This is a genomic window from Methanoregula sp. (assembly GCF_041663825.1).
In the GTDB taxonomy this organism is placed as follows: domain Archaea; phylum Halobacteriota; class Methanomicrobia; order Methanomicrobiales; family Methanospirillaceae; genus Methanoregula.
The window spans coordinates 14,129-28,266 of the sequence record NZ_JBAYLY010000033.1 but is presented as its reverse complement, the minus strand read 5'-3'; the positions used below and the strand labels follow the sequence as shown (position 1 = coordinate 28,266).

The following is a 14,138-nucleotide window of genomic DNA, read 5'->3' as shown; positions in this document are numbered from 1 at the left end:
TGTACGCAAACGCGGTCAGCGCTGCGATGATCACTACCGCAACAAGTGCGGCAACCCAGAGTTTTGTTGAACATGAACAGGTCTGTGCCATATCAGCATCGCCTCCTCATAAATCCGCCAATCGCAAGGACGGCTGCAAGCACGCCGACAACCAGCACCGGCGCCGGAGCCGGGGACTTGGTCGGTGCAGGTGTGGGGGCTGCTGATAGCGTGACTGCAAGCGGTGCGGTCTGCCCTGCGGTTACGGTCGTAGTCGTAGTGTAGTCAACATATCCTGTGGCCGAAAGACGGACCATATGGTTACCCGTTGAAAGGTCCGGCACGGTGAGCGGGGTGTAGCCCCGGAACAGGTTATCGACATAGGTCTCCGCGTTCGTGGGAGACGAAGCAATCGAAAGGCCACCGGTCTGCTGGACCGGGGTCGGTGTCGGGTTTACACCCTTGGGTGTCAGTGTTGCGGAGATCGCGGTCACGGTGTTTGCCTGGATGTAAACTGTGTTCATCCAGTCGTTGTATCCGGATGCGGTCACCTTGAAGATGTGGTTACCCGATGTAATGCCGCTCTGCTGGAAGATCCCGGCAGAGTTCGTGGTTCCTAACGCGGCGCTGTCCATGTACACGGTTGCTCCCGGTACTGATGTTATGGTAAACGACCCGTAGATCGCAGTCGACATCATGACCGGCAGGTCCTGGGACTGGCCGGCCGTGACCCAGACGTTCGAAGAATAATCGTTGTATCCCGTGAGTTTGAGCACGATCTGGTGGCTGCCCGGGTACAGGCTTACGGTGAGGGGTGTTTTCCCGTAATAATTACCATCGACAGACACGGATGCATAATTCGGGTTAGAGGTCACGTATACCGTGCCGGTCTGCCGGGGCTGGGGTGACTGGCTGAGGACCGGGTAATAGGGCGCAGTCTGGCCGGCATATACGTTGACGAGTGCAGTGTCCGGCGTGTACCCGCTCAGGGTGGCTTTCATCGAGTAGGTGCCCGGCACCAGGTTCGGTATGGATAGCGGGGCATACCCGTAGAAGTTCCCGTTCAGGTAGATGGCCGCACCGCTGGGGCTTGACTGGGCATAGATCTGCCCGGTCGTTACCGGTGGAATGGTGGTCGGAGTCGTGGTGATGACCGGGTTGATGGTCGCATAGACCTCGACATGCTCGTTATCCTCCGGCATGTGGGACGGTTCTCCGGACCAGCTCTGGTAGCCCGACTTGGAAACGGTTATCGTACTGACGGGGGTACCCGTGGTGGACACTGCCACTGAGAGGATGCCCCCGGAAATAGTTCCCTGTGCAATGCCGTTAAAATAGACCGTGGCGCCATCGACATTACAGTGCACATCGATCCAGCCTTTCCCGCTACCCACCGTGATGGTCTGGGCCATGGTGGGAATTGTTGTTGGCTGTTTTGTCGGTACCGCTGTCTTTTCCGTTGTCGGCGCTGTCAGGGTCGGCATGAGAGTCGGTTCCGTGGTAGGAATTTCAGTTGTTGGCCGTGTTGTCGGTACCGCTGTCTTTTCCGTTGTCGGCGCCGTCAGGGTCGGCATGAGAGTCGGTTCCGTGGTGGGAATTGTTGTTGGCCGTGTTGTCGGTACCGTTGTCTTTTCCGTTGTCGGCGCTGTCAGGGTCGGCATGAGAGTCGGTTCTGTGGTGGTCTCGATGACCACCGGGCCGGGCTCCAGGGGGTCGGCACCCGCCGCGAGCGGGGCAATGGCGATCAGGCAGAGTGCCAACACCAACACAAGTATAAGTACTTTTTTTGTCACACTATCTCTTCCTGTAATATTACATCTGGCCGATCCTGATATAAATAAAAGAGGATTTGTGAGGTGCGCCAGAAAAATCCCGTGCGGGATCTAAGGCTGATCATTTCCTGCTGGCCTGCACTCTCGTTGTCAGAAAAACGCGGGTGCCGTAAATGGTCGAGGGGGCAAGGATGAAAATGCCCGGTAGCCAATTTCCCGCCCAGCCGTAGTGTTTTTAGGAATGCCTGTTTACAACACTGGCAAGCCGGTTCATGCCTTCCTTGATCTTCTCTTCGTCTGAACTGGAGAAGTTCAGGCGGATCGTATCGTCCCCGCCGCCGTCAACAAAAAATGGCATGCCGGGCAGCACCGCGACCTTCTTGTCGATCCCTTTGCGGAACACGTCCATAGCAGGCATCCCGGCGGGTAATTTTGCCGTCAGGAACATGCCCCCCTCCGGAGTCGTGTGGGAAAGGGCGGGCATCAGGTCGTCGAAGAGGTCGCACATGAGCCGGCACTGCCGGCCGTAGACCGCGACGATCTTTTTGATGTGGGTATCAAGGTCGTGCGTCGCGAGGTACCGGGCAAGGATCTGCTGGCAGAGGAAGTTTGAGTGCAGGTCGGCCGCCTGCTTCGCGGTATTGAACGCGGCGAGGATCTCTTTTGGGGCATACATCCACCCGATCCGCATGCCGGGGGCAGTGATCTTGGAGAACGACCCCGAGATCACGGACTGCTCCGGGAGGTAGTGCTTCACGGGCAGCCGGGGCTTGCCGTCAAAGAAGAGTTCCCCGAATGCGTCGTCCTCATAAAAGACCGTGTCCGTCCCTTCAAGGCACTCCGCGATCGCCTTTCGCCGGTCCTGCGAATACGTGCAGCCCGAGGGGTTCTGGGAGTTGGGGATGCCGTAGAAGAATTTCACGGGCGTCTTTTTTGTCATCGCTTCAAACGCGGCAGGGTCCGGGCCTTCGCTGTCGAGGGGTACGGCCGCAAACGCCGGCTCGTAGAGTGAGAACGCCTCGATCGCCCCAAGGTAGCCCGGCCGCTCCATGCCCACGCGGTCACCGGGGTTTATGAAGATCTTTGCGAAGAGGTCGAGGCACTGCTGCGACCCGTTCACGATCTGGATCTCATCTGCGGTAGCCGGGATGCCGAGTCTTTTCCTGTACCGTTCCGCGATGTACTCCCGCAGCGGCCGGTAGCCGTCGGTTGTCGAGTACTGGAGGGCGACTTCGGGGTCGGTGGTAAAGACCTCCTTTGCCGCCTCCGCAATTCCCTCCGTATCGATCAGCGCAGACGAGGGAAGTCCTCCGGCAAAGGAGATGATCGAAGGATCGGCAGAGACCCGGAATAACTCTCCCAGGAACGAGGCCGGGGCATGCTCGATCCGCCGGGCAAAGTGAAATGTCATGGTACGCCTGAACGTGAAAACAAATTCGCGTACTTCTGTTGGCTTTTGCCACTAAAAAATGGTGTACCTTTTTTTACCCGCCGGATGGTGCCCCGCACACCTTATCTGGGAAGGGGGATAATTCCGGATCATGACACTGACACGGGCTGATGATGCGGAAGCGCTCTTTACCGAAGGATTTTCCTGTTCGCAGGCAGTCTGCGCCGCATTTGCAGAGGATTTCGGCATCGATCGCGACGCAGCACTCAGGCTCTCCTGCGGGCTTGGCGGCGGGATGGCACACACGGGAAACACCTGCGGTGCAGTTACGGGGGCGCTCATGGTAATCGGGATGAAGTACGGCCGGACTGCGGTTGACGACCTTGCAGCAAAGGAGAAGACCTACGCGGTGGCAAACGAATTTCTCACCGAATTTTTGCGCCGGAACCATTCTCTTAACTGCACGGATCTGATCGGCCATAACCTCTCGGATCCAAAAGAGCTGGCGGTCGCCCGGGAAAAAGGCCTGTTTAAAACAAAATGCACCCGGTACGTGCATGATGCCGGGGAAATTCTTGAAAAAATTTTATAAATTTTTGTGGGGAGAAATCCCCCTTTTGGTGCGAAAACGTTGGTTTACGCGGCGTCTGCGACCTTGATCCTGATGATCTCGGAGGAAAGGGACTGGATCGTGCGGTGCAGGTCGGCCGCCCAGGCCTGTTGCACCTCACCGATAGCTACCTTAAGCCGGGCGAGCGCTTCTCCTTTGTTCGCACCCTGGCAAACAGGTCCCGGGATCTCAACGCAGCGGGCGGCAAATCCGCCTTCCTCGTTGGGTTCCAGGACGATTGTGTATTGCATGATCTCTTATATTTCGCGGGAGGGTATACAGCCTTTGTTGTCGGCAAAGGTCATCCTGGTGGTTTTTCCCGGATCGCCAGCCTTCCCGGGTCCGGTGGTTCAATGGCGTTACCCGGGTCATCATGGATCTCTATACGGACGGGCCGAACATTAAAAAAGGCCATGGCCGAGTCTTCCGGGAATGCAAGTCCCCGGCTGCCCCTTAATCCTGCCGGCTCTCATCTGCGATCCGCTTCACCGCGATCTCACAGTAATGCGGATCGATCTCGATCCCGAGTGCCTTGCGGTTGCACCGCGAGGCGGCAACAAGCGTGCTCCCGCTGCCATGAAGGGATCGAGCACGGGGTATCGCCGACAAACGAGAAGAGTTTCATGCACCGCAGGGGCGGGCTCCAGTCGCTCCCTAACCGGAAACCCTGTTCGGGTTGTATTTTCCCCCACATTCCACCAGTCCACCCGACCCAATCCGGGCTCAATATGAGCCCCGATTGCCCCCTGACCCGCCCAAAAGAAGCCCGTATCGGGCTCCGTTTACAAACAAGCCCAAATGGGGCTTATTTTTGAAATCGGATGAAATAAAACGATCACACAAACGCGTTTTAAATGCGGTTTTCGGGGTCGGATGGGTTTTCTGTTGTGGTAGAAAATGATCGCTGCCAGAACGCGAATATGACCCGCTAATTGGTGTTATATAGGGCTCAATTTGGGCATATCTTGGCAAATGGGGGGTTATAATTGGCCAGATTTTTGAGGATGGCAATTGGAGGGTTTTACAGGCGTTTTTTAGTCGTTATAGGGAAGAGGACGCTCAAACGGGGCTGGCCGCGCCATCTACCAGCGTGGGCTTACCCGAAGGTTATGCGATCTCTCAATGAAATACAAATTCTTATAACCCCTCCAGGACAAGAATCATCTGTAAAAAATGGCGTCGGATTTTGTCGTCCTTGACCTGTTCTCAGGTGGCGGTGGTCTTACCGAAGGATTTGTCCGACAACCATTTGATTTTGTCGCCCATATCGAGAAGGATCAATATGCAGTCAACACATTGCAAACCCGGTTGATATATCATAATCTGCAAGCCTTGGGTGAGGATGACATTTATCAACAATATTACCGGGGAAACTATTCACGTGACGATTTCCTGAGATCTGCCTTGGCCACAACCGGCCAAAAGCATTTGATTATTAATCAGGAAATTTCCAGATCCACGGAAGAAACGATTATCGCAGAAATACAATCCGAATTGCAAACCCGGTTTGGTCGGAAAACCGTAGATGTAATTATCGGGGGGCCCCCTTGTCAGGCGTATTCTCTTGTGGGTCGCGGAAAAGATGAACATGGGATGCGGAATGATCCGCGAAACTATCTTTATAAATATTATTTGCACTTCCTGAATGTTTTCAAACCGGAGGTATTTGTTTTTGAAAACGTACCGGGAATTATCAGTGCAAAGAAGGGAAGAATATACAACAATGTGATTGGTGGATGCTCAGATCTTGGATATCATCTGGATAAGGAGACGCATATCCTGAATGCAAACGACTTTGGCGTCCTTCAAAACAGAAACCGGGTGATTTCATCGGGTGGAAAAAAGAGCATGACCTGACGTATCCGGATTTTCCCCCGATCCACTATAAAGAAAATATTAATGGGCTCCTTAAAGATCTGCCAGAACTTCAGGCAGGTGGAGGAACTGATGATATTCAACCCTACCGTGAAGAAAAACCCTCCAGGTATTTACTTTCCACAAAGATAAGAACCGGAAATGAAGGAATCCGGCATCACCAGGCACGCAAACATAATCCCAATGACAAAGAAATTTACAAAATTGCCATACAAAAATGGAATGATTACCGACAGAGATTACACTATGATGAATTGCCGGATAATCTGATCACTCACGAAAACCGCCAGATTTTCCGTGATCGTTTCAAAGTCGTGGATGGGTATTCAAATTCCCATGCAGTTCTCGCACATCTGGGAAAAGATGGCCATTATTTTATCCATCCTGATCTGCGGCAGGTGAGATCGCTGACCGTGCGGGAAGCGGCCCGGATCCAGTCTTTCCCGGATAATTATCTCTTCGAAGGCCCACGTTTCGCGAAATATGTTCAGATTGGTAATGCCGTTCCTCCCCTGATGGCAGAAGGCATTGCAGAAAAAATTCATAAAATGCTTAATGCTCTCTGATAATTAAAACGCAATAGATAATATCGATCGCACTATACAGGTTGATATATCAAATATTTCCTTTGATAGTGATGATCTGAATGGATACAACCCTTTCCGATTTTTATGACATTGTATCCCCTGATGCCGGTGCGATGATTGAAACACTTCGGGCGTATGGATATCATCTTGAGACTTCTGTTGCAGATATAATTGATAACAGCATTTATGCCGAGGCACAGAATGTCTGGATTGATTGTACGTGGGATGGGGAGAAATCCACGATTTCAATCAGAGATGATGGTCATGGAATGACCGAAAATGCTTTGAAAAATGCGATGCGACCCGGGAGCAAAAATCCCCTCCAGGAAAGAGATGCCAAAGACCTCGGGAGATTTGGTCTTGGATTGAAAACAGCATCATTTTCACAATGTCGGAAACTGACAGTTGGATCAAAATCCGAAGGGAATGAAACTGTTATCCGTTGCTGGGATCTGGATTATGTAAATTTATGCGGGGAGTGGCGTCTCGTAAAACCCAATAAAGAAAATATTCCTCCGGTTTTTTCTGTTCTTGATGACATGAATAATGGAACAATTGTCCTATGGGAAAAAATGGACAGAATAACGAAAGGATCCGATTCTGCGAATAAAAAACATAAGGATCATTTTTTAGCGCAACTTGACATCATGAAAAAGCACCTTGAAATGGTTTTTCATCGATTTCTTGTTAAACCCCGCGGTTTGAAAATTATTCTTAATGGCAGGGAAATAAAGCCTTGGGATCCGTTTCTGACAAATCATCCGTCAACACAACATCTGCCCCAAGAGGACATTCTCTATAATGGTAAAAAAATCACTATCCGACCTTTTGTTTTACCTCATCGTTCAAAACTTAATGATGAGGCTTATGATCTGGCAGGAGGGCCCGGGGGATGGAACGAACGTCAGGGATTCTATATTTATCGTAATGAACGTCTGATCGTTCCGGGGGACTGGCTGGGTCTGGAATCCATGAAGGGACAGCCAATAAGAAAAGAACAATTTACCAAATTAGCCCGCATAATGGTTGATATTCCAAATTCGCTTGATGGCGACTGGAAAATTGATGTCAAGAAGTCCGTTGCCAGACCTCCGAATCATATACGGGAGGATTTCCAGCGCATCTCCCGTCTTACAATTGATAAAGCGATATCTGTGTTCCGTTTTCGTGGAAAAGTCGCGGAACGAACCAGTGAATCTTCTATTACATTCCCTTGGTCAACATCAGTTCAACATGGAACCTATCATTATTCCATTAACCGGGATCATCCATTAGTTTCCGATATTCTCCAGAATTCCGGAGAGTCAAGAAAAAAAATCCAGGCCATGCTGCGGATTATCGAAGAAACAGTCCCGGTTCCTCTGATAATCATGAATGGCTCGAATAATCCGGATAAAATCCAGCGACCCTTTGAAGGTGCTCCCTCTGATGAATTGAAACGTGTTCTGGAAGAGATCTGGAGTTCGATGATTAACACGGGTGTATCCCCGGAAACTGCAAAATTGCGGCTGATTCATATGGAGCCGTTTTCCGATTATCCAACCTATGTAACAGAATTTATTCTGAAAAAAGATTATGAGGTAAAATAATGGCAACTATCGATCTGGCGAGGCAGCTTGTCCTTGTAATGCTAAAAGGTGAACCCCATCCGACAACCGGAATAATACGACAGAAATGCACCTCTGTTCTTTCAATGCTTAACCAACAGGGAAATTCCGAGCCGGTTGATATTGAATACCTGATTAAGGATATTGAGTCCAGATGTGAAATCTGGAAAGGACGTGTGACCGTACTAAAAAGCAATAAGGATGATCATGTTGTCTGGCTTCCTGCAAAAAAAAGTCAGATCGAATGGAGATTCTGGCACCGATATCAGCGATACCTTCTGGAAACAAAAGGTATTTCAGACTCCTCCATTATCCGGGTAGATGATTTTACCGATAGAGTTCTCGAATTACTTGAAAATCCTCTACGTGATGGTGAATGGGACAGAAGGGGGATGGTTGTAGGGCAGGTCCAATCAGGAAAAACATCAAATTATACCGGATTAATCTGCAAAGCTGCGGATGCCGGTTATAAATTGATCATTGTTCTTGCCGGGATGCACAAAAGTCTCAGGAGTCAGACTCAGATCCGCATTGATGAGGGATTCCTTGGATTTGACACCCGCTTGGCAAGGCAGTTTGATAAAGAAAATCTGAGAATCGGCGTTGGAGATTTGCCTGGCGAGGATTTTATTACTGTTCATTCCCTGACAAGCAGTGAGGATAATGGGGATTTCAAAAAAACGGTTGCCCAGCAGGTTGGAGTTTTAGCCGGGGGCGCAGATCCCGTAATCCTCGTTGTAAAAAAGCAAAAATCCGTATTGTCAAACCTGATCAACTGGGCAATTAGTGTCAGAGGGCAGAAAGATCCACAAACCGGAAAAACTGTTGTCAGAAATATTCCCCTTCTGGTTATTGATGATGAGGCAGACAACGCATCGGTAAATACAAAACTAGTCCCGGTTGATGAAGACAATCAACCCCTTCCGGATTATGATGTCAGCGCCATTAATGGCAAAATTCGCGAATTACTCCATCACTTCGAGAAAAGTGCGTATGTTGGTTATACCGCAACACCTTTTGCAAACATTTTTATTTTCCCTGAAGGTGAAACCGTAACTCATGGCAAAGATCTGTTCCCGAGAGATTTTATAATAAATTTGCCCCCACCACCAAATTATATCGGACCCACCCAGATTTTCGGGATTACTCCTGATGAAGATCCTGAGGCTGAAAATGACCATGGCCTTCCGATTATTCGGGTAATTAATGATTATCACAACAAAATTCCGGATTCACATTCCAAGGATTTTGTACCTAAAGATCTTCCGGAAACGTTGAAAGAGGCTATAAAAACATTCATAATCTCCTGTGCTGCCAGAAAATCACGGGGCGAAAAAACCTGCCATAATTCGATGCTTGTTCATATTACCAGGTACACAGCAGTTCAGTCAAAGCTTGCCGACATGATCAACCAGGAACTGATCTTCCAGCGACGTCGGCTTGAATATGAAAAACCCGAATCCGGTGACGGTATTTATCATGAGATGGAAGTTCTGTGGAGAACAGACTTCTATCCAACAACACAGGAAATATTGAGCAGAATTGAGGATCCACTTCTGATTCCTGTCACATGGGATTCGGTTAAAGAGAATCTTTTCGATGCAGCATCAAAAATCCGTGTAAAAATAATTAATGGCACAGCAAAGGATGTTCTCGATTACAAAGACAATCCCGAAGGAATCAGTGTAATTGCAATCGGTGGCGATAAATTATCCCGTGGTCTTACACTAGAAGGTCTCACAGTCAGCTACTATCTACGAGCCTCAAGAATGTATGATACACTGATGCAGATGGGACGATGGTTTGGGTTCAGACCCGGATATATTGATCTTTGTCGTCTTTACACCTCACAGGAACTGGTCGACTGGTACCAATTCATTAACATAGCATCGGAGGAACTCCGAACCGAATTTGATTTTATGGCCTCAATGAATGCAACGCCCAAAGACTATGGACTTCGGGTCAGAACCCATCCTGACGGTCTCAAAATAACCGCAGTGAATAAAATGAGATCCGGGACCGAAATGGATCTTTCTTTTTCAAATTCCATTGAACAAACTGTTTTTTTTCAGAAGGATGATGCCATCCAGGAAAAAAATCTGCGTTTCATCGAAAAATTGATCAGACAGTTGGGACCCGAAACCGGAAAAATTGAAGGATCTCCCTACTGGACAGATATCTCGCAACATCCGATTCTTGAGTTAATCGATGATTTTCAATTTAAGGAAAGTTCGAAAACTCTTCGACATGGTTTGATTAAACAATATATTGAAAATCAAAATGCCCGGCAAGAATTAACATCATGGACGATTGCGTTGATCAATAAGCAAAAAGGAACAAAATTTCATGATTTTGGTGGCTTCCATATAGGACTGACTGAAAGACTTCCAGTTGATCCTAAAAATAAAGAGCTGTACGCAATTAAAAAAGGGCAGATAATCAGTCCGAAACATGAACTAATCGATCTCTCCGAAGTTGAAAAACAGAAAGCATTGGATTCAATGTTTAACGATCCAGAGCAACAGGACAAGGATTTTTCAAAAATATCTATCCCTAGTGGTCCATATATACGCAACGCTCGACCTCCGACAAGGGGGCTCCTGCTCATTTATCCTTTGGATCCCAAACCTGACCGTGAGAATCCGATTATCGAAAGTGACAATCCGATTATAGGTCTTGCCTTCAGTTTCCCGCATAGTGAAAATGCAACTACCGTTCGTTATAAAGTGAATAACATTTACTGGGAGCAGGAATTTGAAAGCTGAAACATTTGATTCGACCTGGAAGATCCTGGAAGAGTCGTCCGCGAACGAATATGAAAATGGAATAATTCTCCGAAGAATATCACCTGATATATCTCCTGACATTTTTCTTGGGTATGAAAAACCAGCAAACCGGAGGATGTTCCTCATCCGGATTAAAAAACAGAACTATACGGAATTCCGGCAGTTACCTCAATTCAGGGGTTTTGACATATCCCCCGTTAAATTTTCTGATGACAGTCCTGAATCTGTAATTGTTGGATTTATCCTGAATGATCCTGCGTTTGAAGATGTTTTTTCAACTCTTTGTGAAGACATCTATCAAACAGCAAAGCCGGAAAAAAATCAGAAGCAGATGATCCGGGGCGTAATAGAACGTCTGTTGATGTGGCATCATTTCCTTGATATTTTCGGATCGCAGGGTTTAAGCCCTGAATATCAACGGGGTCTGTACGGGGAACTGAGATTTTTAAGAGACATTCTTTTTCCGAGGATCGGAATTGAAAAAGCCATTCGTGCATGGAAAGGCCCTTCAAAAGGGAACCAGGATTTCCAGATATCCGGCATAGGTATTGAAGTGAAAACGACAATTGCCAAACAACATCAGAAAATTCCCATCGCCAGTGAACAGCAACTGGATGATACAGGATTAAATGTACTCTATATCTATCATCTTTCTCTTCATGAAGTAAATGAGCATGGGGAAACACTTCCTGCAATTATTGATCAAATCCGGAATCAGATTGCCTTACAAAAAGGTCCGGTTCACGAATTTGAGATACAACTGTTTAAAGCCGGGTACATCGACACACAGAGGATAAAATATGAATCCCGTGGGTATGTTGACAGGGATATTCATATTTTTCTTGTTAAAAATGAGTTCCCCCGGATTGTTGAAAATGATTTGAAGAACGGAGTGGGTGATGTGCATTACACCATTGATCTGTCTTCGTGTATTCCATTTAGGGTGAGCGAGGCAGATTTTTTGTCAGGTTTCGGGAGGACTACGTGTGACCAGCGAAAGTGATTTTGAACAATTTGCCGAGAATTTTCAGCGGGAGGTTATTGATGCAGCACAGGATCCCGAATCAGAAGCATTCATGGAAGAGCGGTTCACAGAAAAATTTCTTGATTATCTTACAGATATTGCAGTGATTGAAGATTATATCCCGTGTCGTCTGGAAGGAAAAGGCTTCAAAATCAATGCGTATAACAGTAATCTTAACACGCAGGACAATAGTGACAAAGAAGGAATTTTTTTTGATCTCTTTATTTCAGATTACACAAACGAATATTCCCGGACTTCAGTAACAAAAACTGAAATCAATTCATATATCAAAAAAATCAGGACCTTTTTTTCCAATGCACTTAATAAAAAATATGGTAAAATTGAGGAATCAAATCCGGCATTTGATCTTGCCGATACAATCTACAACAACAGGGAAAATATCGTTGGTGTAAATCTGTTTGTCATAACAGATGGGATTGTAAAACCGGAGCCCATTCCTGATGATGACGAAGGCGGAATCAGAATATCTCATCAGATATGGGATTTAAAACGATTGTTCAGACTTACCAGTTCAGGAAACCGGCCGGAACCAATAGAAATCGATTTTGTAAAGGAGTTCGGAGAGCCACTTACCTGTCTTGAAATGCCTGCAGAGAATCCCCGGTACACCTCTTACATGGCAATAATGCCGGGAAAAATGGTTGCCGAATTATATGGAAAGTACGGGCCAAAGCTTCTTGAAAGGAATATCCGGGTATTCCTCCAGATGAAGGGGAAGGTGAACAAGGGAATCCGTGAAACTATCCATAATGAACCCTGCATGTTCCTTGCATATAATAACGGAATTTCAACAACTGCTGAGTGTGTCAGGCTGGAAAAGAACAGTTGCGGGATTCCAGGCATTGCTTGGATCCGGGATTTTCAGATTGTTAATGGCGGTCAGACTACTGCAGCGATTCATTATACCTATTTTAAGGAAAAATGTGACATCTCTGAAGTTCTTGTTCAGGTCAAATTAACCGTTCTGAAAAATCAGAACGATATGAAATTTATCGTCCCCAAAATAGCTCAATACGCTAATAGCCAGAATCGGATCTCTGAATCGGATTTTGTATCCAATGAAGAATTCCACATCGAGATCCAGAAAATGTCCCGTTCTGTCTGGGCTCCTGCAAAAATGGGGAGTCAGCAGGAAACGCACTGGTACTATGAACGTGCACGGGGACAATATCAGGTGGATAAAGAGAGAGAACCGACCCAGAAGCTGAAAACGATTTTTTCTGACAGAAATCCGACAAATCAAAGATTTACAAAAACAGATCTGGCAAAATATGAAAATTCTTGGGATCAAATTCCTGACATCGTCAGTCTCGGGAGTCAGAAAAATTTCCGTACCTATGTATTAAATCAGAGGAAAGGTCCCCTGCAGATTCCCGACAAATATTATTTCTCACTCCTCGTAGCTAAAGCGATTTTGTTTAAGACAACTGATGGAATTATCAAGAAACTGGACTTCGGGCCATACAAGGGAAATTATGTAACTTACACTGTTGCTCTTCTTTCAAAACTGACCAATAAACGAATTGATCTTGAAAAAATCTGGAAGGAGCAGGACCTTTCTCCTGTCCTTCAGAAATTTATTGGTCAGCTGGCATCCGAGGTCAGAAACAGAATTACTGAAGGTCCTTCCGGATCGAGAAATATTTCTGAATGGTGTAAGAAAAAAGAATGCTGGGAATCCGTTCAGAAAATCAGGATCGATATTCCGGAATCATTGGAATCAGAACTTATCAGTCAAGACTCTGTCAAAACGCGGGATGAATATTTTGGAAAAGCGGGAAACCCAATAATTCCGGACATTAAATATCTTCTTGAAGAGGATACCGTTTTGGGAACTGATAAACCTCAAGAAGAAGACCTCGATGATGGCAAGCCCGACAGCGATTACAGAGATGAGGAAATTTAACGACTCGCGGTATAATTGATCATATCAATCCGAAAATGACATTTTTTTCTTTATTTTTTTTATAACGTTGTCTGGTTTTTTTCTGATATCATGCTCCCAGAAACGCATAACTGTCCATCCTTCTACCTTTAACTGTTCATTGACTTTTTTATCCCGTTCGACATTGGAATAAATTTTTTTCATCCAGAATTCTTTTCGGGTTTCCGGCACCTGAAAACAAACCGGGCATTTATGCCAGAAACAACCATCAATGAAAATTGCGATTTTCTTTTTTGTGAATACGATATCGGGTTTGCCTGGCAGATTATAGTGGATACGGTAGCCTCGAATTCCCTGTGACCAGAGCAGTTTTCTTAATTTGACCTCAGGCCCGGTATTTTTTCCACGGATCTTTGACATATTGAATGTCCGTTGCTCCCTGGTCAAGACATCTGTCATTATTCAATATCACAAGCAAGATCCGTTAATAATTATCTGAAACTGTATAACCTTGGGGCTAGCCCACGCGGCAAGGGGCAAAGCCCCGATGAGCGTCCTCATCCCCATACCCCCTCCCGGCGATCCCCCCTCGGAGCACCCCG

Annotated in this window: 12 protein-coding genes; 7 read left to right on the top strand and 5 right to left on the bottom strand. The window is 47.0% G+C overall.

The genetic code is table 11. From position 1 onward, the window contains the following. Window positions 1-92: 92 nt before the first annotated feature. Entirely contained in the window at window positions 93-1,772 is a 1,680-nt protein-coding gene (locus WCX19_RS12665) for a PEGA domain-containing protein (RefSeq protein WP_373008688.1), read from the bottom strand. Window positions 1,773-1,986: 214 nt separating this feature from the next. Next, on the bottom strand, window positions 1,987-3,162 hold the full coding sequence (locus tag WCX19_RS12660) for a PLP-dependent aminotransferase family protein (protein ID WP_373008686.1): 1,176 nt from the start codon (window positions 3,160-3,162) through the stop codon (window positions 1,987-1,989). Between the two features lie 130 nt (window positions 3,163-3,292). Here WCX19_RS12660 and WCX19_RS12655 point away from each other — a divergent pair, with 130 nt between their 5' ends. Next, window positions 3,293-3,733: a C-GCAxxG-C-C family protein gene (locus WCX19_RS12655; protein WP_373008684.1), complete on the top strand. Its 441-nt coding sequence runs from the start codon at window positions 3,293-3,295 to the stop codon at window positions 3,731-3,733. 44 nt (window positions 3,734-3,777) lie between these two features. Here the strand turns inward: WCX19_RS12655 and WCX19_RS12650 are convergent, their stop codons facing one another. Both WCX19_RS12650 and WCX19_RS12645 read right to left on the bottom strand, forming a co-directional pair. Then, entirely contained in the window at window positions 3,778-4,002 is a 225-nt protein-coding gene (locus WCX19_RS12650) for a type II toxin-antitoxin system HicB family antitoxin (RefSeq protein ID WP_373008682.1), read from the bottom strand. 202 nt (window positions 4,003-4,204) lie between these two features. Continuing rightward, window positions 4,205-4,360 carry a DNA methyltransferase gene (locus tag WCX19_RS12645; protein WP_373008680.1) on the bottom strand — a complete coding sequence of 52 codons (156 nt, stop codon included), beginning with the start codon at window positions 4,358-4,360 and terminating at the stop codon, window positions 4,205-4,207. Between the two features lie 564 nt (window positions 4,361-4,924). On the opposite strand from WCX19_RS12645, the gene WCX19_RS12640 reads away from it, so the two are divergent. The 6 genes from WCX19_RS12640 (at window position 4,925) to WCX19_RS12615 (ending at window position 13,557) form a co-directional block, all read left to right on the top strand. Next, the gene (locus tag WCX19_RS12640) at window positions 4,925-5,608 is read left to right on the top strand and encodes a DNA cytosine methyltransferase (protein ID WP_373008678.1); all 684 of its coding nucleotides are present in this window, start codon (window positions 4,925-4,927) and stop codon (window positions 5,606-5,608) included. After that, window positions 5,581-6,192, top strand: a complete 612-nt coding sequence (locus WCX19_RS12635; RefSeq protein WP_373008696.1) for a DNA cytosine methyltransferase — start codon at window positions 5,581-5,583, stop codon at window positions 6,190-6,192. The genes WCX19_RS12640 and WCX19_RS12635 overlap by 28 nt, the downstream gene beginning before the upstream one ends. A gap of 80 nt (window positions 6,193-6,272) precedes the next feature. After that, on the top strand, window positions 6,273-7,802 hold the full coding sequence (locus WCX19_RS12630; RefSeq protein WP_373008677.1) for an ATP-binding protein: 1,530 nt from the start codon (window positions 6,273-6,275) through the stop codon (window positions 7,800-7,802). Further along, on the top strand, window positions 7,802-10,585 hold the full coding sequence (locus WCX19_RS12625) for a Z1 domain-containing protein (RefSeq protein WP_373008675.1): 2,784 nt from the start codon (window positions 7,802-7,804) through the stop codon (window positions 10,583-10,585). The genes WCX19_RS12630 and WCX19_RS12625 overlap by 1 nt, the downstream gene beginning before the upstream one ends. Further along, window positions 10,575-11,609, top strand: a complete 1,035-nt coding sequence (locus WCX19_RS12620) for a PD-(D/E)XK motif protein (RefSeq protein ID WP_373008673.1) — start codon at window positions 10,575-10,577, stop codon at window positions 11,607-11,609. Before WCX19_RS12625 ends, WCX19_RS12620 begins: the two co-directional genes overlap by 11 nt. Next, the gene (locus WCX19_RS12615) at window positions 11,593-13,557 is read left to right on the top strand and encodes an AIPR family protein (RefSeq protein WP_373008671.1); all 1,965 of its coding nucleotides are present in this window, start codon (window positions 11,593-11,595) and stop codon (window positions 13,555-13,557) included. Before WCX19_RS12620 ends, WCX19_RS12615 begins: the two co-directional genes overlap by 17 nt. Before the next feature lie 24 nt (window positions 13,558-13,581). Here WCX19_RS12615 and WCX19_RS12610 read toward each other — a convergent pair whose 3' ends face one another. Further along, window positions 13,582-13,995 (bottom strand): very short patch repair endonuclease, encoded by a 414-nt coding sequence (locus WCX19_RS12610; protein WP_373008669.1) that lies wholly within the window; start codon window positions 13,993-13,995, stop codon window positions 13,582-13,584. Between the last annotated feature and the right edge of the window lie 143 nt (window positions 13,996-14,138).

Excerpts from the sequence above, each read along its gene's own strand:
- WCX19_RS12660 (WP_373008686.1), bottom strand. The coding sequence starts at position 3,162 with ATGACATTTCACTTTGCCCGGCGGATCGAGCATGCCCCGGCCTCGTTC.
- WCX19_RS12655 (WP_373008684.1), top strand. The coding sequence starts at position 3,293 with ATGACACTGACACGGGCTGATGATGCGGAAGCGCTCTTTACCGAAGGA.
- WCX19_RS12650 (WP_373008682.1), bottom strand. The coding sequence starts at position 4,002 with ATGCAATACACAATCGTCCTGGAACCCAACGAGGAAGGCGGATTTGCC.
- WCX19_RS12640 (WP_373008678.1), top strand. The coding sequence starts at position 4,925 with ATGGCGTCGGATTTTGTCGTCCTTGACCTGTTCTCAGGTGGCGGTGGT.
- WCX19_RS12630 (WP_373008677.1), top strand. The coding sequence starts at position 6,273 with ATGGATACAACCCTTTCCGATTTTTATGACATTGTATCCCCTGATGCC.
- WCX19_RS12625 (WP_373008675.1), top strand. The coding sequence starts at position 7,802 with ATGGCAACTATCGATCTGGCGAGGCAGCTTGTCCTTGTAATGCTAAAA.
- WCX19_RS12610 (WP_373008669.1), bottom strand. The coding sequence starts at position 13,995 with ATGACAGATGTCTTGACCAGGGAGCAACGGACATTCAATATGTCAAAG.